The following is a 23,810-nucleotide window of genomic DNA, read 5'->3' on the forward strand; positions in this document are numbered from 1 at the left end:
TCCTACGAGTGCCCGTGCAGACACGAATCACGTGAGTACGTCTTTGTTCCGGGACTGGACCCCTCACAAGATGTCGCTGATCCGGAGTGACTATTACTACCGATCGACGTTCAAAATTACAATGGAGGAAGCGATTGCCCACCGGCTCCGTTGGATTTACCTTCCGCTGTTTGCCGTGATCCTCGCAGCGTGGGTCATTCGCGTTACGGCGTTCGTTGAGCACCCCCGGCTAGAGAGTCTGCTATCGGCCAGATTCCCGGCGTGCTCGTGATTGGTGTTGCCGTCCTCTATACCGTGATTCCCGTGATAGCCGTCGTTAGTTTTTGAGTGTCATTCTCGGTGACCACGAACGAATGCACGTCGCAAGACAGTCAGAAGAACGTGCGTTTCGTACTTCTGGGTTCGGCAATGCTCGCAGGGCTGCATATCCGTGACAATGTCCTCGATTTCGTCGTCGTACTCGTCCGTGAGCGTGGTGAGGGCATCCGTAATCTGGGGCTGGATAGCGTCGATCATCTCCTCAACGGCGGAGTCGGCCGAATCTGGTAGTGAGTACGAGAGGACGATCGTGTTCGCCCCGTAGTATTTCGTCGTCCCACCGCGCCCCTCCTCGAACCGGACGACATCGACGAGGCCCGCGTCCCGGAGCTCGTTGATGTGGTGGCGCACGGTGTTTTCTGTTCGGTCGATTCCGCGGTCGGCGAGGCGCTCGTGTACGTCGCTCGCCGTCAGCGTCTCGTCAGCAAGAATATCGAGAATCATCGCTCGCATCGGTTCATCGATCGCATCGGAGACCCCCGTATCTCGAACGGCGATATCCTCGAGTTCGTGCTCGGCATCAGATGTGCTCATATATGGACCGAGAGCGTGTACAGGCTAAGTAGTGGCGACCATCGCACGGACTCCACCTGATGCCCACCTCGGAGGCCTGTCATAGCTCTAGATGACTCGTTTGTCCGTTCAAACACTCCGTATCCATATTCAAACATATCATCTAAAAAATACTTTAGAGGGTATGGGCACTACGTAGAACTGTGATGAGCGAAACAACGCAACTCCGCGTGATGGACTTCGATTGTCCGAGCTGTGCAAGCACCGTCGAACGCGCCCTCGCGAATCAGGACGGCGTCGAAAATGTTGAAGTTCACTACGCGACTGGCCGGGTCGAGATTGAGTACGACGACAACGTCGCCGATCCCGCCACGTTCGAACAGACGATCGAGAACCAGGGCTACACGCCCCAGCCCACCTGAGGAGAAAAGCCATGGATACCCAATCAGTCAAACAGTACTATCGCAAACACCGGCAGGCCATCATCGTCGCGGTGAGTGGCCTGCTGTACGCCGGCGGCTGGACGCTCGGCTACGTTTCGGCCTTCGACACGGCGAGCGCTGCGATCTTGATCCTCGTGGCGATCGTCGGCGGCTACGACATCGCTAAAACCGCCTACCACGAGGTCACCAACCGGACACTCGGCATCAAGACGCTGGTGACGCTGGCCGCCATCGGTGCCATCGTCATCGGAGAGTACTGGGAGGCCGCAGCCGTCATCTTCCTGTTCAGCCTCGGCAGCTACCTCGAGGGGCGGACCATGCGGAAGACTCGGACGGCACTCCAAGAGCTGCTGGAGATGACGCCCGACACGGCGACCGTCCGGCGCGACGGGGAACTCCAGGAGATTCCCGCCCGTGAGGTCGAAGAGGGCGAAGTCGTCGTCGTAAAGCCGGGCGGAAAGATTCCGGTCGACGGTGACGTCGTCGACGGCGAGAGTGCAGTCAACCAGGCGCCGGTCACCGGCGAGAGTGCGCCCGTCCACAAGGCTGACGGCGACGAGGTCTACGCCGGGACGGTCAACCAGGAGGGCGCACTAGAAATCCGGACGACGGGTGCGGGCTCGGACACGACGCTCGAACGTATCATCCGTCGCGTCGAGGAGGCCCAAGAGGCCCAGTCGCCCACGGAGAGTCTCATCGACCGGTTCGCGAAGTACTACACCCCAGCCGTCATCGCGTTAGCAATTGGCGCGTATGCAATCACGCAGAACGCGATCCTGTCGCTGACCCTGTTGGTCATCGGCTGTCCGGGCGCGCTAGTCATCGGGCCGCCGGTCAGCATCGTCTCGGCCATCGGCAACGCCGCCCGTTCGGGCGTCCTGATGAAGGGCGGCGAACACCTCGAACGCGCTGGCAAGATCGACCTCGTCGCCTTCGACAAAACGGGGACGCTCACGAAGGGCGAGAGCACCGTCGCCGACGTCGAGGGGTTCGGCGTTGTTGATGACGAGGTCCTCTCGCTCGCGGCGACCGCCGAGAAGAAGAGCGAACACCACCTCGCCGACGCCATCGTCGACACGGCCCGCGAGCGCCCGACTGCTGCGACGGACGGTGGGGCGACGGTCGCCCAGGCGGACAATACGGACGCCAGCCTCCAGTCGATTTCCGATCCGGACGATTTCGACGTGGTCGCTGGTAAGGGCGTTATCGCCCATACCGATGGCCACGAAGTTGTCGTCGGCAACCGCGCACTGCTGGACGACCGCGACATCGACGTCCCCAGTCGGATCGCCGACTACGTCCGCGAGCGTGAGGAGCGCGGCGAAACGGTCGTCCACGTCATCCGAGATGGGGACATCATCGGCGCAATCGCGCTGCGGGACGAACTCCGGGAGGCCGCTCCTGGCGTCGTTGCGGCGCTTCAGGACGCCGGCATCGAGACGGTGATGCTGACCGGCGACAACGAGCGGACGGCCGCCGCCGTCGCCGAGGAGGTCGGCATCGACGACTACCGCGCCGAGCTGCTCCCCGAGGATAAGCAGTCCACTATCGAGGAGCTTCAGACCGACGGCCACGTCGTCGCAATGGTCGGCGACGGTATCAACGACGCACCATCGTTAGCAACTGCCGACGTCGGCATCGCGATGGGTGCCGCCGGGACGGACACCGCCATCGAGACCGCCGACATGGCGCTGATGGCCGACGACCTCGAACGCATCCCCTACGCGGTCAAACTGAGCAAAGCGACGCGCTGGAACGTCCTCGAGAACGTCGGGCTCGCGGTGCTGACCGTAATCGTCCTCCTCGCAGGCGTGCTGACCAGCTACGTCACCCTCGCCGCTGGGATGCTGGTCCACGAAGCTAGCGTCCTCGCAGTCATCCTAAACGGGATGCGACTGCTTCGCTACTGACTACTGGACACGAACTCCATTACACGCATGACAACAGATTCGACTGCGACCGACGGAACCGAGCATAGCACGAACTGGCAGGTCAACTACGACGTTGCCCCGATCGAGATTCGCGACCCTGTCGCGGAAGCTCTCGGCGTCCTTGAACCGGGCGATCCGTTCGTCATCACCTACAGAGACGCGGTGAAAGAGGCGGGACACTCCTGCCCGACAGCCTCGGGCGCTTACCGGATCGTCCAGCTCGGCCTCGACGCGCTGTACGCCGACGAGCATCCGGTCCGGAGCGAGATCGAGGTGCAGGCGGCCGGTCCGCGAGACGATGCCGCGTACGGCGTGATGAGTCGCATCATCTCGTTTGTGACCGGTGCGACCGAAGACGACGGCTTCGGTGGACTCGCCGGCGGCTACGGTGGGCGCCGTGATCTCCTGCGTTTCGACGCGTTCGACTCGGAGACGCCGGACCCGACGTTCCGTTTCCGACGAACCGATACGGACGATACCGTCGCCGTAACGTACCACGTCGGAGACGTCCCTGACGGGGGACCGGCAATCGGGAATCTCCAGGGGATCCTCGATGGGTCAGCCAGTGACCAGCAACGGGAGGCCTTCGCTGACGCATGGCATCGCCGCGTCCAAGTCGTCCTGGCGGACGACTCGCTGTTCACTGTAGAACCCGTCTAGACACGGCGTCAACCACGGTACGACAGTCGGCCAGGATTTCGCCGTCGGGCTATCACACTTCCATATGCTCCTCGACGAACCAGTGGATGATGTGGCCCTCCGCTCGGTGCAACACGTCGCTACACGTCGCGTTCGCGATGTCGAGTGCCGCAGCCACCTCGCCTAATGTCGATTCCCGTGGTGTCCGGTAGTAGCCTGCTTCGACAGCAGCCAGAAGCACCTCTTGCTGTCGGTCCGTGAGCAACTGGTCTGCTTGGCTCGCGTCGATTTCGCGAACAGATTCGATCGTGAAGCCGATGCCTAAATCCTCGAGGTGATCGCCGAGACTCGAGAGCCGCCTCGTCGATGTCGTCACCTCCCACGTAGCGACACCGTTCTGAATATCGAAGGGCATTCTGAGTGGAACACCGGCTCGCAGGACCGGGAGAAGTGGAAGTGGGTTCACCGTCTTTATCTGGAGGAGCGCCTCGTCTTCGTGCTTCCAGAGTAGCTCGAGGTCCTCGATGTCGTCACGGGATTGAATGTCGGTAATGAGTGGAAGTGGGTCAGCGGTCTTGAGCCTGACAAGCCCGATACCGGTCCCTTCGCCAGGAATACTCGTGACGACTTGAAACACCACCTCCGGATGAGCAGCCGAGAGATCTCCGATCCAGGTATGGTCGGGGATATCTATGGAAAGTTTCGCGTGTGGCATCGTCTGTAGCGTACCTACTATTTCGCTCATTATACCGAGTTATACGAATATGTTAGGGTGCGCCTCAATTTCTCGCGCTGATCACTAACCAGCCGAGGCGTGTACGGACATGTAATGTCGGAACTCCGCGAACGCGTGGCTAGCAGCCCGGGAGCGAAATTTCCCGATGTCCAGATTTCTGTCGCCAGATCGCTGGCCTGCGTCACGCTCAACGGGGCGGTTACGGTGGATCGTACCTCGTCCACGCCGTCGAAACTGGGGGTGTATGTTCAGTAATGGTCGACGTGAGCGAGTGGATCACGGACAATGCTCGGCTCGTTATTGCGGTCATGGTCGTCGCGTCCGCGGTGGTCGCCGCCGGAGTGCCGATGGTCGACCGATCGACGTCCCTCGACCAGTTCCAGACCGACGCCGACGAAGCCGATGCGCTCGATTACGTCGACGCGAACTTCTCGAGCGGGTCGACGGATACGACCTCAGCACAGGTCATCGTCCGGGACGACAACGTCCTCGATAAGGACACCCTCGTTTCTATTCTCGAATACGAACGGGCGCTCGAGACCAACGAAACAGTCAACGAGACCCTCGTCGAGAACGACTCCACGCGAAGCGTCGCGAACCTCGTCGCGACCACCTCGATCCGGGAAGACCGGGCCGCCGAGCTCCAGACCCGCGAACGTGAATTAACCAGGACAGAGGCGAGCCTTGCGGAGGCCATCGATTCGCTCGCGAACAACCCGAACGCGAGTGTTCGCCCCGCGTTCGAGGCCGTCGACGCCAACACGTCGGTGACCCTCACCGAGGCGGACTACCGGCTGTTCGCGGACGCTGTCGAGGAGCGACGCGCGCAAGACGAGACCGGTGAGAGTACGGGGAACGTCACGAAACAGATTCTCGCGGACGAGTACGCAACGCTCGCCGAGGACAGAAACGAGCTGGAGAGCCTCGACCCAACTCTCGAGACGCAGATCGAGGAACTCCGGTCGCTAAACGACTCCGAAGTCGAGGCTCTCGTCGCGGACGTACTTTCCAGTGAATCGGACCGGTCGGCACGCGCGCTTGCCTTCATGCCCGACTACTACGAGCCGGGATCGACGGAGACGAACGCGACTCTGCTCGTCGTGACCCACGAGTCCGCAGGCGGATCGTTCGCACCCGGTGACGCACCCGAGGAGATCGAGGACGCACAGGCCACGATGACGGACCTGGCGCCGGACGACGACTCGATGGCCGTCCTGGTCTACGGTGACGGTGTCGTCTCGACGGAGATCACGGACTCGATGATCGACAGCGTCCTCCTGGTCGGTCCACTGGCGATCGCGTTCGTCTTGCTCGTTCTCGTGGTCGTCTACCGGGACCTGCTGGACATCCTGCTCGGTCTCCTGGGGATCGCGCTCGTGCTCGTGTGGACGTTCGGTGCGATGGGGTGGTTCGACATCGCGTTCAGCCAGCCGTTCATCGTCGTCCTCGTCCTGTTGATCGGCCTCTCTATCGACTACGGCCTCCACGTCGTGATGCGTTATCGGGAGGCTCGCGAGTCGAGCGAGACGTCGCCCAGTCGCGCGATGGCTGTCGCACTCGGGAGCGTCGGTGTCGCACTCGTCTACGTCACCACGACGACAGTCATCGGCTTCCTCTCGAACCTTACGAGCCCGCTCGGGGTGTTCCGCGAACTCGGCGTCGTCAGCGCTATCGGCATCGTGGCCACGCTGCTCGTCTTCGGCCTGCTCGTTCCGGCGCTGAAAGTCGAACTCGACGAGCTCCTCGAACGCCGTGGGATCGACCGCCTGAAACCAGCTGTCGGAACGGGTGGCGGGCCGGTCAGTCGCGTCCTAGGTACGGGGGCGACGCTCGCGACGAAGGCCCCCTACGTCGTCATCGCCGTCGCGCTCCTCGTCAGCGCGACGGGTGCGTACGGGGCGACAGGTATCGACGCGAGCTTCGAGCAGTCGGATTTCCTCGCGGAAGATCCCGACGACTGGTTGAAAGACCTCCCCGATCCGATCGCGCCCGGGACGTACACGGCAGAGAGGGCGATCGACACGCTCGACCGTGACTTCGTCAGACAGGACACCACAGCCACGATACTCGTCAGGGGCGACGTGACTGATCCCGTGACACTCGACCGGCTCGACGCCGCACGCACGAACGCGAGCGACATGTCGGCGACGGAGACGTACGCCGACGGAGAGCCCGCGGTGACCGACCCGATCACGGTGATGGACCGCGTCGCGGCGGACAACGCGTCGTTCAACCGGACGCTAGCGGCAGCCGACACCGACGGCGACGGCGTCCCTGACGAGAACGTGACTGCCGTCTACGACGAACTGTATCGGGTGGCACCCGAGGAAGCGGCCGACGTCGTCCACAGGGAGGACGGCGAGTATCGGGCTGTCCGGATGGTCGTGACCGTCGACAGTGGCGTCGACGACGACGTCGTCCACGACCAGATGGGGTGGGTTGCCGACGACGCCGACGGGGAGGGCGTTTCCGTCATCGCGACCGGCGACGTGATCGTTAACCAGATCACGGCCGACCAACTCGCGGAGACGGCGCTCCTGAGTCTCGTCGTCGCGCTGCTCTCGGTCGTCGTCGTCCTCGCGGTCGCTTACCGGCTCACCGAGGGGAGCGCATCACTCGGCGTCGTCACGATCGTCCCCGTTGCGTTCACCCTGACGTGGGTGCTCGGGACGATGGCGCTGCTGGACATCCCGTTCAACATCGTCACCGGCATGATCACCGGGCTCACGATCGGGCTCGGCGTCGACTACAGCCTCCACATTAGCGAGCGATTCAACCAGGAGCTAGCCGGGGCTGAGACGGTTGCCGCGGCGCTCCACGAGACCGTCACCGGGACCGGCGGTGCGTTACTCTCGAGTGCGGCGACGACCGCCAGCGGGTTCGCTGTGCTGCTCGTCGCGATCCTCCCGTTCCTGCAGTCGTTCGGCCTCATCACCGCGCTGACGATCGTGTTCGCGTTCCTCGCCAGCGTGTTCGTCCTCCCGAGCTTGCTCGTCGTCTGGGCACGGGTGGTGAATCGAGATTCCGGACTGAGGGAATCCACCACCGGTACGGCGACAGAATCACCCGATAGCACAGCTGAAGGCAAGGCTGACGTGACGCGAACGGTTCACCGCTCCTACCTCTCCCCCGACCAGGTGGTTCCAGTGACTGTCTCGCTCCGGAACGTTCGCGATCGGATGATACTCAGGGAATCAGTCGATGGCGAGATCGGCAATATCGACCTCTCTCCCGAACCAGTTGCCGTAGACCGGGATGACGGAACCATCACAGTGTACTGGAACATCGCTGATTCGGTGGTCGACGCGAGCCTCGAGTACACGGTCGAACTCCCCGCGGAAGCAGCGGATGGCGATGTAGTCACGTTTGAGGGGACCGTCGAAAGCAGTGACTGCCGATGGTCGGTCGGTGGAGACGAGACGGCCACTGTCGTTGAGGATATCTTCCAACGCGTGCTTGAGCGTGGTGCAGTCACTGCCGCGGACATCGAGGTCGCTATCGAGCGTGACGATATCACTCCCAAAGAAGTCGCACGTCTTCGCCGTGCTTGGCTCAAAGGGGACTGAGTCCGGTAGTATCACTCGACGTCAACGGTTTCCAGTCGCTCGCGGATTACGCTCTTGGCCGGCAGGGATTTTTCGTGTTGTTCTTCCGAATGTCGTTTACCTGTGCGGTGGTCCTTCTTCATCCGCAACCCAATCAGCAACACATAGCTGAGGTTGCAGGTATGCGTCCCGACACTCGTTAATCTCCCTCTCGAATACCGTCTGCGACATACTGTACTCAACTACTGAAAGGGGAAACCTGGTCGAAGAGGATGCGATCTGTGGTTACGTACTCTTCAAGCACGGTTGGAGCGAACAGGTGCGGCGGTGGATATATCGGCGCTTGGATGGTAGTGTAACTTGTATGACTTCAGACCGCGTCATCGACCTGCTTCAGAAGGCCTACGGGGACGAGATGGAGACAGTGATGAACTACCAGACGAACGCGATCGTTCTGGACGGAGTTCGTGCCGAAGAGATCAAGCAGAGCCTCCAGCAAGACATCCAAGAGGAACTGACCCACGCCCAGCAACTTGGCAACCGTCTCAAGCAACTGGATGCCCGACCGCCCAGCTCGGCAGAGTTTACCGCTCGGCAGGACTCGCTGCAACCCCCCGAGGATTCGACCGACGTGCTTTCGGTAATCCGAGGTGTCCTCGACGCTGAAGAGGACGCTATCGAGACATATCGGTCGATCATCGATGCTGCTGAGGACGCTGACGATCCGGTCACCGAAGATCTCGCCGTGACAATTCTCGCCGATGAGGAAGCCCACCGAACCGAATTCCGGGGCTTCGAAAAGGAGTATCAAGACGACTGATCTCCCTCGTCAGGGAGCGTAACGCGCACAATATCGTCCAACACGAAATGGGCGGGAATGTAACCGGTCCGAGTACTCAAGCGGCAGTTGCTTCACGATCCATTTTGTTAGTCTTTCGTGCTCTCCAGTAGAGGTACGTGAGCACGACGATGAGCGCCCCTTGGAGTATTTTATCCACATACCCGAGCGTCGTGAATTCGCCGGCATTCGCTACGTACCAGAGTGGGAACTGAACTGCCGTATAGACGATCCCAACTATATAGAGAAGAGATCGCCGATAGTCTAAGAGGAACAATACGGCGGCACCGAGGAACCCGACTCCTGCGAGCGAAACGGGAATCCGTCCTTCGACAAATCCGGCGTACACGTGGATAACTCCCGTTATCAGGACGAGCAATATCGCAAGCCAGTGGGTTGTGGTAAGTGAGTCTGTCTCGGTGTAGCTGCTAACTGTTTGTCCCATGGGCATTAAACATACTGCGAGCAATTATACTCTACCTCGAACATTTTCGCCACATCCTCAAATTACAGGGACATCGGCGGGTCGATGTCCATCCGTACGAGTTCCAGTGCGAACAGCGCCGTCGCCACTACAATAGAAGCCGCCCCGATCAGAACCAGTACTGGTGGTAGATTGAGATAGATCTCCGAGAGGATACTGGTGCATGAGAAGTCCGACGAGTGCCAAGAGCGAAATCCAACGAGCGCGACCCTGACGTACGGGCAACCACAGAAGCAGTACCCCGAAGACAACAACTGGCCATCGACATAGTTATTAGGTGAATTGAGGGAAGGATATCGCTGAAAAAGTGTAGTCTCTGAATTGTCTCAGCGTATCCGACCACGAGACGCCAACTAAGTACGAATATATTCGATATACTCTATGATATCCGTAGGAATCCCTTTCGGGCCTGCCTCCGTATATGTAACTATGGCACGCCACCCGATTCGGTTCACTCCCTTTCACCTCGCAGGTGCGCTGTTCCTACTCGCCGGTCTCGTATTAGCTGTCTATCACGGCCTCGAGCAGTTCAATCTCGTCCCGCGGGTCGGCTGGGTTTCGTGGAGTCACATTCACTTCGTGACGATCGGCGGCTTCACGCAGCTCCTATTCGGAATGCTCCCCCAGCTTACGGCTCGAAAACTCGAGCGTCCACTGCCCTCGAAGTACTACGACTGGCTGAACTTCGTCGGATTGAACGGTGGATTTCTCCTGCTGTGGTACGGGCGTGGATGGGGTCACACGTGGGCGTTCGATGGCGGACTCATCGCGATCTGGCTCCTCGTCGCCGGGTTGCTGATAGTGATGTTGCGGATGGTTATGCAAAGCGATCTGGCGTGGAACGCGACGACTGGACTGTATCTGGTGTCAGTCTTCGTGTTCCTGTGGGGGATCACGTACGCGTACGGCCTGTTTGCCCACGTCTGGCAGGTTCCCGGCGGCTGGCTCGGCTTGCGCGAAGCGCACGTCCACGCTAACGCGTGGGGCTTTCTCGGGCTCGCGGCCATCGGCACGCTCTACGACCTCTTTCCCCGCCTGCTTGGTACCGATCTCTACAGTGAGAGGTTACGGGACTACTCGGCGTGGTTCTTCGTCGCCGGCATCTTTCCGCTGATTACCGGCCCCTGGGTCGGGATGGGGCGGACAGTCACGGCGACCGGGTTGGTCCTCTTCGCGACGGGATTTGCACTGTACCTGTACAACCTCGTCCAGACGTATCGATCGACAGACTCCCGATCGGGTATCGCGTTGTCAGTTCTGGTAGCCCAGTTCTGGATGCTCGGGCCGGCGGGATTCGCACCGTTCGTACTCTTCGGCGTCGAGTGGGTGAATCCGGCGTATATCGAAGACGGCGCACTCCACTTCTTCTTCGTAGGATGGGCGCTCCCGATCGCACTCGCCGGCTTGCTGCTCTACTTTCGGAATCTCCCTGCCCTGAGCGAAGGGGGGTTGGGGGGCAGTACCTCCGTTGATGCGTCTGATCCCCTCCCAGATGGAGTCATCCCGTCGGTGATCTCGACGTGGATGGTCTGGGTGTGGAACATCGCAATCTTGGTGGTTGGCGTCGGCTTCTTCTACCAGGATCAGTCGTGGTCGGCGTATTTCTTCGGTCCCGGATACACCGCTCTTGTCATCCTGTGGCTCTATGAACTGGCACAGGCGTTCCGCTTGCGTTGGGCTCTCCGGACTGAATCCGAGACGACTACCGATACGAGGGTCTGATACATGGAACAGCAGGCCTACCACGGCCACTCGTCACGTTCATCCGGGAGGGTATCCAACCATGATAGCATGGGAGCTGATCCGACCCCTGTGTGTACCCACTGGACTGAAACATGACGCTGTACGATTGCATTGCGGACCTCCCGTTGACAATATCGGGTTCGGACCGGACCAGTCGTCGTCGAGAGATGGTGGGCGAAACGACTCGCGTCACTTCAACGTTCGTCCTGCTGGCGGAAGATGAATTCGGCGCTGGCGAAGACATCACTCACGAGGCTGTCGACCACGAAGCGTTGCCAGATACACTACCGTTCGATTTTGCAGGCGAATATACGTTCGATGAGTTCTCACAATCGCTCGAAGCCGTCGACCTCTTTCCGACGAAGTCACCCAAGCGCGAGGCCTCGCGGGCGTATCGACGCTGGGCACTCGAAAGTGCCGCACTCGACCTGGCCCTCAAACAAAACGACACGACACTGGCGTCACGCTTCGGTCGGGAGCGCTCACCGGTTCGATTCGTTGTCAGTACTCCAGTCCCGGATGGGGATACGACTCGAGTCGAAGGGATACTCGCAGTCAACCCCACATGCGAGTTCGCGCTTGAGCCGACGGATGAATGGACCGCGGACACCTTCGCGAGACTCGCGGAGACCGACGCAGTCCGCGTACTCGATTTGAACGGCCAGTCCGGCGGAGACGGCGACAGTCAAGCACCGAATCCCGAGTTCTATCGCCGGGTTTTCGAGACGCTCCCCGATGCCATCGTAGCAGATCCTGTCGTCTCCGACGATGTACACGACCTGCTCGCGGCGAATTCGGATCGTCTCTCGTTGGGTGCGTCTGTCCGCAGCACAGCCGACATCCGTGACGCGCCGTTCGAGCCGAGCTGGTGTCGTATCGTCCCCTCGCGATTCGGAACCGTCCGGTCGCTTCTCGAGACTATCGAGTACTGTGCAGAGCAGGATATCAGTATGTACGGCGGCGGGCAGTGCGAGCTCTGTGTCGGACGCGGGCATATCCAATTGCTCGCATCACTGTTCTACCCTGATGGACCAAATGATGTCGCGCCGCGGGCGTACAACAAGCCAACGATTAGAGCGGACCTGATCTCAAGTCCCCTCGAACCACCCGAGGCCCCGACCGGGATGGAGTGGAAGCAACTCGAATTTGAGTAGCGGGCAACGTGTCGAAGAGTTCAGCCGCGTACCGGTAGAGCGCATTTACCTCACTCTATATCTTTCACGGCGTTCTTGTATCGAGTAATCCAGCAAACCGAACGGTACGTAAGTTCTCTGTACTGACCAGTCAGATGAGTTCTTGAGCGAGTCCTGTCCAGTGTTTCGTAGTGTCTCAGACTCGTGATTCTCGGCGAGCAGTCTTTCGGAGAATTGCCCGGCAATCATACACTCAGTGGCCTGTATACGATTCGACGCCGCTGTACGAGCGAAGCTCGCTCGACGGGCTGGAATCAGATATCAGAATCGTCTCGCAGACCTGGTTCAGACACGACCGCCATGAGTCGATCGAGAACTTCGTTTGTGCACTTCCGCTGGCGTATTTCGAATTCGGTACGCACGACCGCTACGGGGGGTCGACTCACTACGAGATGGACACGCTCTTTCGTGTATTCTTGCTGAAAGAGCTCCACGGATGGGCCCACGAAACCGCACTGATCGAGTATCTCGAGTGCCGTCCAGCACTCTGCGACCAACTGGATCTGGAGACAGTGCCGGACCAATCGACGCTGTGGCGTAGTTGGCACAAACGGTTTCCTGACGAGTTTCGCAGTACAGTCGAGACAGCCGCGCGCACTATCCTTGTCAAAGCTCAGAACGCGGATGTCGCTGTTCCACGCGAACCAGAGCGGCGTCTTCCGTCTCACGATGCGGAAGAGGACGAATTAGAGCTAGAGGATCAAGCTGTCCTCAACGAAGCGGAAACGATCACGGAGCATGTCAGCCGTATCGTCTTCCCGGCGCTTTCGCTGGATCGTGGGGACGGCTGTGAAATCCACGAGAACGCCTACTGGGACTTACAGACGTACCTGGGGCTTCGCGAGAGATTGGCTGCTAATGAAGGGGCTCGCAGTTTCGTCTACGAATCGACTCGGGATCGGACGCCGTTGGGCCACGCCCACCGAGAGCATATTCGTGATCTTTCAGTATCAGGGATCCGCAAGATGTACCGACAGGCCGTCAACAGGCTCCTAAGCGAAGTCGCGGAGACGGAGCAATTCTTTCGAGCTGGCATCGTCGCTATTGACATCACCGAAGCTGACCCGTTCACCGGTGATAGAACGGGCTATGAAGACGAGATCATCGGCACGAAAGAGAAGACCGACGAGTACGCCTACCAGTGGGCTACCATCCAGTTAGTTGGTAATGCAGTTCCGATTGTACTGGACGTGCGGCCAGTTCAGAAGGGAGAGTCCCGCCTAGAAATCGTCAAGGACCTCTTGGATTCTGCTGAGGAGATGGTACACGTCGATAACGTGCTGATGGATCGGGAGTTCGACAGTCAGCACGTCCTAGAGATGCTCAGCCAGCGTGGCTTGTCGTATGTCGTGCCCAAGCGGATGCAGACCAGCGAGAAAGCCCAGGCGAAGCGATTGCTCCAGCGGGACCAGGATCGGTACGAGACTGACCGCAAACTACATCTCGGGAAGAATGAGTGGCACGAGACGACGCTAATCTATCGTCGAAAAGAAGACTCAGAGCACGACGACCATCGACAATATTCGGTGTTCATGACGAATTGCGGGAGTGGTCACCTCACGGAGTACGGCTATCGCTGGGAGATCGAGAGTGGGTACAGGTCGATCAAACGGTTCATGGCGGCGACGACGTCGAAGGATTTTGGGCTTCGCTTCTTTTACTTCGCGTTTGCGTGTCTGCTGTACTCGATCTGGCGCGCTGTTGATTTGCTGGTACAGGTCGAGTTGACCGGTGAGTATGAACATTCGCCGATCGTAACGGCCGACAACACGCTTACGCTGTTGAAGAAGGAAACCGGCATCGGATAGCGAAGATATCTAACCGTGGTAGCGCGATGTCTGAGTGGCTACACTACCCGCGGTCTCGGAAACATCCCGGATGAGTTGACTATCCAACTATAACGTCCGGCCAGAAAGCGATCTGAATCAGTTTCTGGTCATCGATTCGGCCGAAACCACGCATCACAGCCCCGCTAATCCCGCTGTAGTCTCAACTTCCCACCTAACTCACTCTGAACGACTGCGGATTTCGCGCGGTTCACAGGTATCTTCTCACGAAAAACGCTGAATCGACAATCGATCGCCTCATCTCAACAAATCAAGACAATACCGGAATCGACACATGTCCCTACTCGCTGCGACAATCGCCTACCTCGCTGCCGACCTTGTCTACGGATTCGTCCGAATGGACGACCGGTTCCCTACGTACGGTCGGCGTGGCCGCCTCATCGAAGCCTCGCTCGTCGCAGCTGTCGTGATGGCAGGGGGGTGGATGGTCGCACCAGCCGTCCTCGACCCTTTCTGGACGGGCCTCGGGGGACTCGCGGTGTACGGCCCGCTGTCCATCCCTATATTCGCAGCGTTCTGGTTCCTCGGGCGACCGCTGCTCCCCTCGATCGGGGTGAGTGGACTGCTGTTCATCATCACGGTATTCTTGCTCGGGGGTGTGAACGTTTTCCTCCTGAACATGCCGGTTTCTGACTTTTCGGACGCGCTCAATATTCCGTTTGCCGTGGGGAACGCACTCGCTATCTTCGTCGGGACGTACATTGTGATCACGGTGACAGACAAAGGGCGAAACAACCAAGAGAAAGAGCGTGAGCGAGAACGAATCCCCTCCGGCCCAACTACCTACTCCCTGACCCGGAACACGACCGTGAACGCGAATGGGGATCGGAGCCCGAGCAGTCACAACGCCAACGATGCTGTCGTCGCCGAGGATGTATCCATCGATGGGCCGCCGGGAACTCATTCCTCGACCGGGAGTAGCCTGTCCAAGGCCAAATTGCGGAACCTGACGTACGACTGGCAGCACCCGCCGCAGCGATTCACCGACATCGGAGGCTACGATGAGGTGAAGGCCGATCTCGAACGCCGTGTTCTCGATCCCCTCCTGGCGCATCGCGATGGGGATGACCGCTTCTCGCGGTTCAGTGTCGAACCTGAGAGCGGCATCATGTTGTATGGCCCGCCGGGAACGGGAAAGACGATGTTCGCGAGAGCGCTTGCTGGCGAACTCACTGTCCCGTTCGTCGAGCTCTCTCCAGCGGACGTGACGTCGATGTGGATCAACGAGAGCACTGACCGGGTCAAGACGCTGTTTGACGAGGCAAAACAGATTGGGCCGTGTGTCATCTTCCTCGACGAAGCCGAACACCTGTTCGGAGCGCGCGAATACTCAGGGAAGGGTTCGCATGCTGAGGACCGGAAGGTGACCAGCGAATTTCTCGCGCAGCTCACTCACGAGGACCGTGAGGCTATCGTGGTTGCGGCGACGAACCGACCGGGTGATATCGACCGGGCGATCCTTCGACCGGGACGGTTGGCTGCACACTTTGAGATTGGCCTCCCGGACGAGGAAGCCCGTACCGCCATCCTCCGGACGCACTTGACCGATGTGCCGTCGTCGCTCTCGGATGCAGAGTACGCGAATCTCGCGACGCATACGGCTGGGATGACGGGAGCGGATCTCGCTGACCTCGTCGACGAGGCCCGACGGAACGCGGCTGACCGCGATGCTCGCGTTTTGACTCGTGACGACTTCCCATCGACTGAGGACCTCCAAGTAATAGCGACAGAGTTGGAACCCGAGACGGACGATCTCCCGACCGTCGACGACGGGGATAACGACGAGGACGACCCTCGAGATCGGGATGTCGCCGTCCGTTCGAAGGCAGATGATGACGGCGGGTCCGACGACTCGGCCATCGGCTACCAGTAGAAGCGCTTCTTACCCATCGGTCCTCTCCACTTCATCCCGTACTGCCCGGACCTCACAGCGCGAACGTGACATCGCGAATTTCCCTACGTTACGCTTTGTATTGTAGTCGTACAGATTGTTACGTAGGACAGCAGTGACGCACTCATTCCCCCTCGCGGTGCTGTGTATCGAGCGGTTGCGGTAGAGGGTTGACCTGTTCTCGACTGCGAGACGGCAGTCGAAGGTGGGACACCCCGCTATTGGAGTGTATTTTGCATCTACATTCACACCTCCATCCGTGTCTGGACGTTGTTTCAGTTGGTGGCGACACGCCGGTAAGGTGACGTGTTGAAGAGTGGCGGGATTCCGGGGGTATCGGCCCAAAAAACAGCGCTGACACTCAAATTTGCTGGATTTCTTTATACTACCAGAAAGCGTAGTTCAGGCCGTAGATCACATGAGCACCCTCCGAGAAGACGCGCAGTCACTCCATGAGCAGTTGGCTCCCCATCTGCCGGATGACTGCGCTGATGAGTATGACATCGACGCGCTCGCGACGCTCTTCGACTCCTACGTCAACACGTATCGAGTGCCGAGGACCCAGGCGTTCGAGAGTGTTCGAGGCCACGTTCTCAAAGAGGTGGGCATCGACACTGACGCGTTCTGGGCGGCTCAACGCGATAGTGAACGGGGAACGACCGACGATCCTCTCCCTCTTGCTGAGTGTACCACCGATAACGAGTGGGTCACAATTCGCGCGAAGGTCGTCGAACTCTGGGAACCGCAGCACGAGTCTATCCACCAGGTCGGCCTCATCGGCGATGAGAGCGGACGGCTCAAGTTTACCGCGTGGGCAAAGTCGGACCCACCAGACATCGAGGAAGACACGACCTACACGTTCAAAGACGTCGTCGTTGAGGAGTACGAAGGCTCCTACTCGGTGAAAATCAACTCGCGTAGCGAGATCACCGAGCACGCGCACGATAGCGCGGAAGTCGTGACCGATGTCGGGACGATGATTACGACGCACGCGGGATTCTTTGTCGCGATCCAAGGTCTGTCTGGACTCATCAAGCGGTGCTCGGCTTCCGATTGCACTCGCGTCGTCACGGGCGGTGAGTGCAGCGAACACGGCGCCGTCGACGGCGAGTTCGATCTGCGTATCAAAGCGGTCATCGACGATGGGCACACGGCCCAGGAATGCCTGTTCACTCATGGCGTCACCGAGGAGGTCACGGGGATCGACTTGGAGGAGGCCAAGGAGCTCGCGGCCGACGCGCTGGATTTCACCGTCGTCTCCGACCGCTTCACTGACATTCTGATCGGGCGGCGTTTCACCGTCGAAGGGCCCCTGCTCGGGCGGTATCTCCTCATCGAAGAAGTCGAAGAGACTCCGGAGAGAGCGTTCTCGGATGGCTACGAAGAAGCAGTCGTGGAACTGCTCGCAGAATACAACTACGATGGGCCGGGGCTCACGGCTGCGTCTATCGAAGACCTCCCGCGCTCGTATGATGCACACGCGGGCGGTCTTGGAGGCGACTGAAAAGATGGCAACAAGCGACTCTCAATCACAGCAGGGGACGACTGTCCCAGACCGCGAGGTGGCGAAGCACGTCTTTGCCGCCGAGCTGAACGAAGCGACATACACGTTCAAGACCTCACAAGACGAGCGTGCCCCGGTTTACGTTGCACTCCCTACCGGAGTGCGAGCGAACCGAGTGTGTGTCATGGGAACGGTCACGGACGTCGAGGATGTCGGAACCGACGACCAGGAGTACCTTCGAGTGCGTGTCGTCGACCCGACTGGGACGTTCTGGGTGTACGCCGGGCAGTACCAGCATGAGGCACTCAAGAAATTAAAGAAGATTCAGCCACCCGAGTTCCTCGCGGTCATCGGCAAGCCCCGGACGTACAAGACCGACGACGGAACGATTAATGTCTCACTTGTCCCCGAGGACATCGGTGTCGTCGACATCAGTACGCGCGACATCTGGGTATTCGAGGCAGCGCGGCGAACACTCGAGCGTGTCGAGTCGGCGCGGGAGACCTCCCCGAAGGTAGCCGCACTCGCTCGCGAACAGTACGGCCATGATGGGTCGTACTTCGCGCATGTCGCGGCGTTCGCGCTCCAGAACCTCCTCGATGGTGACGAATCTGCGACGGAGCTCGATGCGGAGACGATCGAGGAGCGTCTCGAGGAAGCCGAAGCCAAGGGTGACGACGTCGACGGCGAAGAGCCGGAACAGGAAACATTGATCGAGGACTAACGAGTGATGTTTGGGCGTAGTTCCGGAATCAACTCGAAATACGACGATCCCAGCAGTCACGACGGGAAGTATCCGCCTGACTGGGACGCTCGCCGGCAGGCCGTCTACGAACGCGATAACTACACCTGCCAGGATTGTGGGTTGCGGAGTGGACCTCACGCCGGCGACGGCGGGGCGACTCTCCACGCGCACCACCTAATCTCACTCCGTGACGGCGGGGGGCATCATCTGGCGAACCTCGTGACGGTCTGTCAGTACTGTCACGACGGTATCCACGGCCATCTGACTGGTAGTCAGTACGATGAGGGCGAACACAATGCCCTGCGAGTCCTCCGAGTAGTTGGCAGAGTGGCTCTCCGCATTCTCAGGCGTGTGATTCGGTAGTCATGGGCGGATGAGTCTGTCTCCGCTCACCTACCCGGTCAAATCGGATTAATTGTGCCTGATCGCGCCGGGGATCGGCGCCGAGTACGGCCCCGGTTCTTCCATCACGAGGTCGTCGTGGGGAGCTGCACGGACGGCGAGTGTCGGACTGGAGACAGAGTCAATCGTATGCATGAATCCGGGTTCACTGCTGTAGATGCTGAAAGCGTCGATGACGACTCTAACGAGTTCAGCGCGAACGGCATCGGTGTCGATGCCAGCGATGAGCTTCTCCTCGGGCCCAGGTTCGGAGCCGGTGGGGACGACCTCGATTCGGATGTCTTCCACTGGTGGTTGCGACGGCTCGGCCCACGGTGTGAGTGTGTAACGGTCAATTGGCCCGACAAATTCGGGGACGGCGTATCCCAGTGCATTCTCGAGGAGCGTTCGCACGTACGGTCCGCTTAGGAAGAGAATGTCGTCGAAGTGGGCGGGGCCGCGACCGGCTGATAGATTGCCCACGTCGCCGTCGTCCACCGCGTCGAGTTTGGAGCCGACTGGTTCGTCACCGTCGCCATCACTCGGGCTGTAGCGTTGGACATCGAGATACTTCGAGCGGTCTGCCTGTTCGATGAGCCGGTGTGTGAGGAAGTTCCCCTTCTGCGCGGCTGAGAGCGCGAGCTGGAGTTCGTCAAGGGCACGGACAGAGAGCGGAAGGTATTCGGGCGGGAGGCCACGCTGCCCGACTGCGGCGTGGAGCGCGGAGACGGAGACCGGCGAGTACTTTGGTTCGCTGGAGGGTGCGTCTGGGGCGGTGTCGAATGGAGACCCGTTCCCATTGGAGGGTGCAGTCATTTTCGTTCTACACGCATCCCTTCCTTCGTACTTGTATATAAACCAGAGCACGGGGGCCTCGTACTCGTCAAATTCCCCAAATATACTGACTGCCGAGAGCAGTTGTGGGAATTTAGGTCTGCAGTCTTGCGGTTTTACCCATAATCACTCCAGAATTTTACCATAGATGTACGAAGTATATTTTTCTGGGAAGTCCCGACTGCTCTCCACCACTGAGGATATATCTATGATTTCAATAATATCGAACAATCGCACTCAATTCCGGTATCAGTCTCACTTCGCCAAGATTCACAGTCGTCACAATGAACCACCTCGAAAATTTTCTCGAAATCCTCTATGTTCGACTGTAGTTCATCCCTGGTGAACGACGCGACTTCGGGCTCGGAGTAGTGAACATTCTTATTCATTCCCCACAGGTTCTGATCGTCGATACAAAAGAACTCCACAAACATGGCGACCTACCGTTTCCGCGTCAAGTACGAGCACGATCCCCGGTCGCTGTGGCGGGACATCATCGTCGGGGCGGACCGAACCCTGGACGAGTTCCAGTCGGTGCTCAACTGCGCGGTCGGACTGAACCAGGACCACCTCTGGTTCTTCGGAACTGACCAAGACTACTGGGACAGCGACGTCCAGTACAAGCGCCCTGGAGAGATCGAACAATCCCCAGACGGAATGTTGCGCGGTGGTGAGGAGTATGACGCGGGCGAGACGACAGTCGGTCAGATGGCCCGTCAGTTGGACTTGGACGAACGCGACCGGATCTGCTACCTCTTCGACTACGGTGACGAATGGCGCTTCTATGCCATCCTCAAGGAGATCAACGAGGGCGGAACCAGCGATACAGAGCCGGAAGTCGCGAAAGAGAAAGGCGAGCCTGTCGAGCAGTATCCGCCACCCAGCGAAGGCTGGTAGTCATCCTGAGGAATATCTGGGGCGAAGCGGCCCCGGTCAGTGTCGGTGATCAGGGGCGCGTCCGTCGATGGCGTGCGCCTCTGCCAACTCCACCACATCGTAGACGTGAATCCCTGATTTGAACCAGAGAACGCGGTCACTCACCCCCTCAAAGTCGTCCGCTGAGCACTCTAATCGCTCCGAAACTGCGACAAGCAGGTGGTCGAGATCGGCCCCCCGAATTTTCGCCAGCTTCTCGTTGAGGTACTCGGGTGTCCAGAAGCCCACGATTTCGAAGATTGCTCGTCGTCCATCCGGATGTTCGATCGCGAAGTCGGGGATCATGACTTCGGCACCGAGATCGAAGACGTCGTCTTCTCGGACAAGTTCCCACTCCGTATTCGCTCGCTCCCACTTCCGGGCGAGCGTCCGCTCGACATCGCTATCGAACTGGTCGCCAGCACTGTAGTGCGAATCGAGGTCCTCCGTGTGGTCGAGCGCGAACTGTCGAGTCTCGCCGGTCGTCTCGTCGACGAGAATCGTCGCGGTCATCTCCCACCGATCACAGAGGGGCAACGCCGGCAGGAAGTTCGCCATGCGAATCCCGTACTTCTGCGATTGGGAGAACAGCGACGCGGGCCCGTCCAGCACGGCCTCGTAGCCGGCGGCCTGGTCGGTACTCGGGACGCGTTCACCGTCGGCGTCGATCGGATAGATCCGGTGCATCAACCCGAACAGCTTCACGTAGCTGAACACCGTCCCGAAGTGATCCCAGACGCGAATTCGCATCTCCGTCGCATCGTAGAGCACCGCTTGGGCCAGCGCGAGGTTGTACCGGGTCAACAACCAGTCCACGGTGAGATCCGTGTGTTCGTACTCCGCGTCGCTGCTGCCGGTCAGGTTGGTCGTCGACGTCGATGCATCATCATCACTGGCGCACTGGTCGGCCGTCCGCGTCCCGATTCGGACGAGTCGCTTGTTGTCCTCGAGATCGGCGTACATCCCGCGATAACACTCTTCGAGCGACAGTCCGAGGTCGTCGGCGACCGCGCTGTACACCTCCAGTTTCTGTGTGTCCTCGCCGAGGGTGGGCTGGCGGACGATCGGATAGCGCTCGTTAGCTTTCTCGAAGAGTTGCTGGCGGATCTCGCGCGGTTCGACGGAGGCCACGACCTCGAATTCGCACTCGTCTTTGAGGAGCTTTGCGAGGCCCTGAACGATCTTGTAGTCCGTATCCGCGACAGTCAACTCGTCAATCGCGTCCTCAAGATCGCCTTTTGGTTCGCCGAGATGGGCCTCGAACAACTGGAGCAATTCCCGAGCGGTCTTTCGGTAGCGCTCCTCATCAGGATCGATGAACAGCGGCGTAGTCATCTCGTCGGTCGTTCGCGAGCGTGCGAGGTCAGCCGTCAGCATTAGTTGTCACCCCCTCCCGGCGTCGCTGGGAGACGTAGGTCTCCATCGTCTCCTCGGTGATGATTTCGTAGAGACGGGCGGGCTGGCGGTCGTCCGTCGGTCGGAGGATCCGCCCGAGCCGTTGTGCGTACTGGCGTTTCGAGGCGCTCCCCGAGAGAATGATCCCGACGTTTGCCGCCGGGACGTCGATCCCCTCGTCGAGGACCTGGGAAGTCACGAGCATCGAGTACTCGCCCGTGCGGAACCGCTCAAGGATCTCGGTGCGTTCGTCCGTCTTCGTCTGGTGGGTGATGCATGGGACGATGAACTCCTGGGAGATGTCGTAGGCGAAGTCGTTGTTGGCGGTGAAAATGATGGCGCGGTCGTCGTGATGGCGCTTGATGAGATTGTCGAGCGTGTCGAGTTTCTTCTCGGCGGTGCGGGCGATTCGTTCGGCGCGTTGCTTGGCGATAAGTGCCCGCCGGCCTTGCGGGTCGTAGGACGTGCGCTTAAGAAACTCCGCATAACCTTCCTCTTTCCAGAGGTCGAACTCGTGACTGTCGACGTAGTCGCGATAGATCTGGTACTCCTCGTCGTACTGTTGGCGCTCATCAACAGTGAGCTCGACAGACATGTGGATCGTCTCGTACTCACTAAGGTATTCGCCGGCGAGTTCGTCGACGTCCTCACGGTAGACGACCGGGCCGAGGAGGTCCTCGAGGAGTTCGTGCTTGCCGTCGGGCCGCTCATACGTTGCAGTCAACCCGAGGCGATACGGCGCGATCATCATCTCGGGGATCTGCCGGTAGGTCGGGGCTGGCAAGTGGTGTTCCTCGTCGACGACGAGCAACCCAAACTGGTCGCCGTATTCGTTGACGTAGCGATAGGCGCTATCGTAGGTGGTGACTGTGATCGCGGTGACGTCGTGGCTACCGCCACCGAGGACGCCGACCGACTCTGTAAGTTGGTCGCCGAAGGCGTTGGTGAGCGTGGCGTGCCACTGGTTCATCAGGTCGATTGTCGGCGCCATGACGAGCGCACTCACGCCGGCGTCAGCGATGGCCTGCAGCCCGAGGAAGGTTTTCCCGCTGCCCGTGGGGAGCACGACGCTCCCTCGCCGGTCGTGGTCGATCCAGGCGTCGAGGGCGGCCTGTTGGTAGTCGCGCGGTTCGATGTGGAGCGCCGGCGTAAGCTCCAGGTCGGGGTAGGCCCGAGCAGCATCCTCGCAGGACCGACCGAATCCATCGCGGAGCGTGGCTTGGTCGTCGCTGCCCGTCCATGTGCCGGCCCATTCGAGGAGGGCTCGATATCGATATGCCTGTGTGCGATGCTCGTCGACGCGGTCGTCCCACTCCGCGTAGGGCACATTCTCGGGCGCGTCACGGAGCAGGAGGGTTCCGTCGTCGAATTCGATCCGCATTCGCTATGTAGATGCATGCGACCGGTCGGATTCAATCTGTGGGTCGCGTTTGAGTGGTTCCTGTGACTCGACGTGGCGGCTTCGGTGCTTCATACTCTTCGTTCGAAACTAGTGCTCTGTCAATCGCCAATTATCGAAGTTGCAAGGCTAAAAGTTCGCCTTCAGGACGGGGAGGATATCAAGATACTCTCGTATATACGTACGTGAACGGTTGGGCGAGCAACGCTCACCAGATTGATTTGACGACGACAATCTCTCAGACGGCAGGCTTTACCTCAAGTAGACTAACCTCTGCTTCCACTTTCACTTTGGTTCACTGAGGTATATGTGGGCCTGTCCCCTTAGAGAGAAGCAGAGGGAATTGCGTCCCTCAGTCACACGCTTCACACTCATATGAGCACTCAGGACCCGCACCTCGGCGACTGCCCGCATTGCGGTTGTGAGATTCTGTCCCGTCATACTCTGATAGAGTATGCGGGCGGTGTCTGGGCTGAATGTCCCGAGTGCCGGGATGTCGTTGACCCACAGTGAGTC

21 protein-coding genes are annotated in these 23,810 nt (G+C 59.6%); 15 read left to right on the plus strand and 6 right to left on the minus strand.

Annotated features, from left to right (window positions below; all coding sequences use genetic code 11):
- Window positions 1-121 precede the first annotated feature (121 nt).
- Window positions 122-271 (plus strand): DUF2270 domain-containing protein, encoded by a 150-nt coding sequence (locus EI982_RS18600; protein WP_233255214.1) that lies wholly within the window; start codon window positions 122-124, stop codon window positions 269-271.
- 59 nt (window positions 272-330) lie between these two features.
- Here the strand turns inward: EI982_RS18600 and EI982_RS01015 are convergent, their stop codons facing one another.
- Entirely contained in the window at window positions 331-852 is a 522-nt protein-coding gene (locus EI982_RS01015) for an ArsR/SmtB family transcription factor (RefSeq protein WP_123124706.1), read from the minus strand.
- A gap of 185 nt (window positions 853-1,037) precedes the next feature.
- Between EI982_RS01015 and EI982_RS01020 the strand changes: the two genes are divergently transcribed.
- From EI982_RS01020 to EI982_RS01030, 3 genes are read left to right on the plus strand one after another with little or no spacing between them, the layout of a single operon-like run.
- Complete coding sequence (locus tag EI982_RS01020; RefSeq protein WP_123124705.1) at window positions 1,038-1,253, plus strand: heavy-metal-associated domain-containing protein; 216 nt, start codon at window positions 1,038-1,040, stop codon at window positions 1,251-1,253.
- Between the two features lie 11 nt (window positions 1,254-1,264).
- On the plus strand, window positions 1,265-3,184 hold the full coding sequence (locus tag EI982_RS01025) for a heavy metal translocating P-type ATPase (protein WP_123124704.1): 1,920 nt from the start codon (window positions 1,265-1,267) through the stop codon (window positions 3,182-3,184).
- 27 nt (window positions 3,185-3,211) lie between these two features.
- Complete coding sequence (locus tag EI982_RS01030) at window positions 3,212-3,865, plus strand: hypothetical protein (protein WP_123124703.1); 654 nt, start codon at window positions 3,212-3,214, stop codon at window positions 3,863-3,865.
- Window positions 3,866-3,917: 52 nt separating this feature from the next.
- Here EI982_RS01030 and EI982_RS01035 read toward each other — a convergent pair whose 3' ends face one another.
- A complete protein-coding gene (locus EI982_RS01035) occupies window positions 3,918-4,589 on the minus strand; it encodes a helix-turn-helix domain-containing protein (protein ID WP_199710322.1) in 672 nt (223 codons plus the stop codon).
- Between the two features lie 245 nt (window positions 4,590-4,834).
- Here EI982_RS01035 and EI982_RS01040 point away from each other — a divergent pair, with 245 nt between their 5' ends.
- Window positions 4,835-8,146 carry an efflux RND transporter permease subunit gene (locus EI982_RS01040; RefSeq protein ID WP_217635363.1) on the plus strand — a complete coding sequence of 1,104 codons (3,312 nt, stop codon included), beginning with the start codon at window positions 4,835-4,837 and terminating at the stop codon, window positions 8,144-8,146.
- 343 nt (window positions 8,147-8,489) lie between these two features.
- Window positions 8,490-8,945 carry a ferritin-like domain-containing protein gene (locus tag EI982_RS01045; protein ID WP_058984753.1) on the plus strand — a complete coding sequence of 152 codons (456 nt, stop codon included), beginning with the start codon at window positions 8,490-8,492 and terminating at the stop codon, window positions 8,943-8,945.
- Window positions 8,946-9,021: 76 nt separating this feature from the next.
- On the opposite strand, the gene EI982_RS01050 is transcribed toward EI982_RS01045, so the two are convergent.
- On the minus strand, window positions 9,022-9,408 hold the full coding sequence (locus EI982_RS01050; RefSeq protein WP_089767471.1) for a DUF7475 family protein: 387 nt from the start codon (window positions 9,406-9,408) through the stop codon (window positions 9,022-9,024).
- A gap of 468 nt (window positions 9,409-9,876) precedes the next feature.
- Here EI982_RS01050 and EI982_RS01055 point away from each other — a divergent pair, with 468 nt between their 5' ends.
- From EI982_RS01055 to EI982_RS19065, 7 genes are all read left to right on the plus strand, one after another.
- On the plus strand, window positions 9,877-11,169 hold the full coding sequence (locus tag EI982_RS01055; RefSeq protein ID WP_089767360.1) for a hypothetical protein: 1,293 nt from the start codon (window positions 9,877-9,879) through the stop codon (window positions 11,167-11,169).
- 113 nt (window positions 11,170-11,282) lie between these two features.
- Window positions 11,283-12,344, plus strand: coding sequence for an enolase-like domain-containing protein (locus EI982_RS01060; RefSeq protein WP_089767361.1), 1,062 nt, complete (start codon window positions 11,283-11,285; stop codon window positions 12,342-12,344).
- 170 nt (window positions 12,345-12,514) lie between these two features.
- Window positions 12,515-14,191, plus strand: coding sequence for a transposase (locus EI982_RS01065; protein ID WP_123124701.1), 1,677 nt, complete (start codon window positions 12,515-12,517; stop codon window positions 14,189-14,191).
- 313 nt (window positions 14,192-14,504) lie between these two features.
- Window positions 14,505-16,103 carry an AAA family ATPase gene (locus EI982_RS01070; RefSeq protein ID WP_199710301.1) on the plus strand — a complete coding sequence of 533 codons (1,599 nt, stop codon included), beginning with the start codon at window positions 14,505-14,507 and terminating at the stop codon, window positions 16,101-16,103.
- 436 nt (window positions 16,104-16,539) lie between these two features.
- Window positions 16,540-17,625, plus strand: coding sequence for a replication factor A (locus tag EI982_RS01075; RefSeq protein ID WP_123124648.1), 1,086 nt, complete (start codon window positions 16,540-16,542; stop codon window positions 17,623-17,625).
- A complete protein-coding gene (locus tag EI982_RS01080) occupies window positions 17,594-18,349 on the plus strand; it encodes a DNA-binding protein (RefSeq protein ID WP_332908342.1) in 756 nt (251 codons plus the stop codon). Before EI982_RS01075 ends, EI982_RS01080 begins: the two co-directional genes overlap by 32 nt.
- A 6-nt stretch (window positions 18,350-18,355) precedes the next feature.
- Window positions 18,356-18,733, plus strand: coding sequence for an HNH endonuclease (locus tag EI982_RS19065; RefSeq protein ID WP_123124647.1), 378 nt, complete (start codon window positions 18,356-18,358; stop codon window positions 18,731-18,733).
- 48 nt (window positions 18,734-18,781) lie between these two features.
- Here EI982_RS19065 and EI982_RS01090 read toward each other — a convergent pair whose 3' ends face one another.
- Window positions 18,782-19,618, minus strand: coding sequence for a hypothetical protein (locus EI982_RS01090; protein ID WP_148040787.1), 837 nt, complete (start codon window positions 19,616-19,618; stop codon window positions 18,782-18,784).
- A 399-nt stretch (window positions 19,619-20,017) separates the two neighbouring features.
- Here EI982_RS01090 and EI982_RS01095 point away from each other — a divergent pair, with 399 nt between their 5' ends.
- The gene (locus EI982_RS01095; RefSeq protein WP_123124644.1) at window positions 20,018-20,482 is read left to right on the plus strand and encodes an IS1096 element passenger TnpR family protein; all 465 of its coding nucleotides are present in this window, start codon (window positions 20,018-20,020) and stop codon (window positions 20,480-20,482) included.
- 36 nt (window positions 20,483-20,518) lie between these two features.
- On the opposite strand, the gene EI982_RS01100 is transcribed toward EI982_RS01095, so the two are convergent.
- Both EI982_RS01100 and EI982_RS01105 read right to left on the minus strand, forming a co-directional pair.
- Window positions 20,519-21,877, minus strand: a complete 1,359-nt coding sequence (locus EI982_RS01100; protein ID WP_157687733.1) for a DUF790 family protein — start codon at window positions 21,875-21,877, stop codon at window positions 20,519-20,521.
- On the minus strand, window positions 21,864-23,276 hold the full coding sequence (locus EI982_RS01105) for a DEAD/DEAH box helicase family protein (protein ID WP_157687734.1): 1,413 nt from the start codon (window positions 23,274-23,276) through the stop codon (window positions 21,864-21,866). The genes EI982_RS01100 and EI982_RS01105 overlap by 14 nt, the downstream gene beginning before the upstream one ends.
- Before the next feature lie 393 nt (window positions 23,277-23,669).
- Between EI982_RS01105 and EI982_RS19200 the strand changes: the two genes are divergently transcribed.
- Window positions 23,670-23,807 (plus strand): DUF7837 family putative zinc-binding protein, encoded by a 138-nt coding sequence (locus EI982_RS19200; RefSeq protein WP_443984581.1) that lies wholly within the window; start codon window positions 23,670-23,672, stop codon window positions 23,805-23,807.
- Window positions 23,808-23,810 lie beyond the last annotated feature (3 nt).

The organism is Haloplanus salinarum (assembly GCF_009762275.1).
Taxonomy (GTDB): Archaea; Halobacteriota; Halobacteria; order Halobacteriales; family Haloferacaceae; genus Haloplanus; species Haloplanus salinarum.

Coding starts and splice junctions, on each gene's coding strand:
- EI982_RS18600 (WP_233255214.1), top strand. CDS start 122: ATGGAGGAAGCGATTGCCCACCGGCTCCGTTGGATTTACCTTCCGCTG.
- EI982_RS01015 (WP_123124706.1), bottom strand. CDS start 852: ATGAGCACATCTGATGCCGAGCACGAACTCGAGGATATCGCCGTTCGA.
- EI982_RS01020 (WP_123124705.1), top strand. CDS start 1,038: ATGAGCGAAACAACGCAACTCCGCGTGATGGACTTCGATTGTCCGAGC.
- EI982_RS01025 (WP_123124704.1), top strand. CDS start 1,265: ATGGATACCCAATCAGTCAAACAGTACTATCGCAAACACCGGCAGGCC.
- EI982_RS01030 (WP_123124703.1), top strand. CDS start 3,212: ATGACAACAGATTCGACTGCGACCGACGGAACCGAGCATAGCACGAAC.
- EI982_RS01035 (WP_199710322.1), bottom strand. CDS start 4,589: ATGAGCGAAATAGTAGGTACGCTACAGACGATGCCACACGCGAAACTT.
- EI982_RS01040 (WP_217635363.1), top strand. CDS start 4,835: ATGGTCGACGTGAGCGAGTGGATCACGGACAATGCTCGGCTCGTTATT.
- EI982_RS01045 (WP_058984753.1), top strand. CDS start 8,490: ATGACTTCAGACCGCGTCATCGACCTGCTTCAGAAGGCCTACGGGGAC.
- EI982_RS01050 (WP_089767471.1), bottom strand. CDS start 9,408: ATGGGACAAACAGTTAGCAGCTACACCGAGACAGACTCACTTACCACA.
- EI982_RS01055 (WP_089767360.1), top strand. CDS start 9,877: ATGGCACGCCACCCGATTCGGTTCACTCCCTTTCACCTCGCAGGTGCG.
- EI982_RS01060 (WP_089767361.1), top strand. CDS start 11,283: ATGACGCTGTACGATTGCATTGCGGACCTCCCGTTGACAATATCGGGT.
- EI982_RS01070 (WP_199710301.1), top strand. CDS start 14,505: ATGTCCCTACTCGCTGCGACAATCGCCTACCTCGCTGCCGACCTTGTC.
- EI982_RS01075 (WP_123124648.1), top strand. CDS start 16,540: ATGAGCACCCTCCGAGAAGACGCGCAGTCACTCCATGAGCAGTTGGCT.
- EI982_RS01080 (WP_332908342.1), top strand. CDS start 17,594: ATGCACACGCGGGCGGTCTTGGAGGCGACTGAAAAGATGGCAACAAGC.
- EI982_RS19065 (WP_123124647.1), top strand. CDS start 18,356: ATGTTTGGGCGTAGTTCCGGAATCAACTCGAAATACGACGATCCCAGC.
- EI982_RS01095 (WP_123124644.1), top strand. CDS start 20,018: ATGGCGACCTACCGTTTCCGCGTCAAGTACGAGCACGATCCCCGGTCG.
- EI982_RS01100 (WP_157687733.1), bottom strand. CDS start 21,877: ATGCTGACGGCTGACCTCGCACGCTCGCGAACGACCGACGAGATGACT.
- EI982_RS01105 (WP_157687734.1), bottom strand. CDS start 23,276: ATGCGGATCGAATTCGACGACGGAACCCTCCTGCTCCGTGACGCGCCC.
- EI982_RS19200 (WP_443984581.1), top strand. CDS start 23,670: ATGAGCACTCAGGACCCGCACCTCGGCGACTGCCCGCATTGCGGTTGT.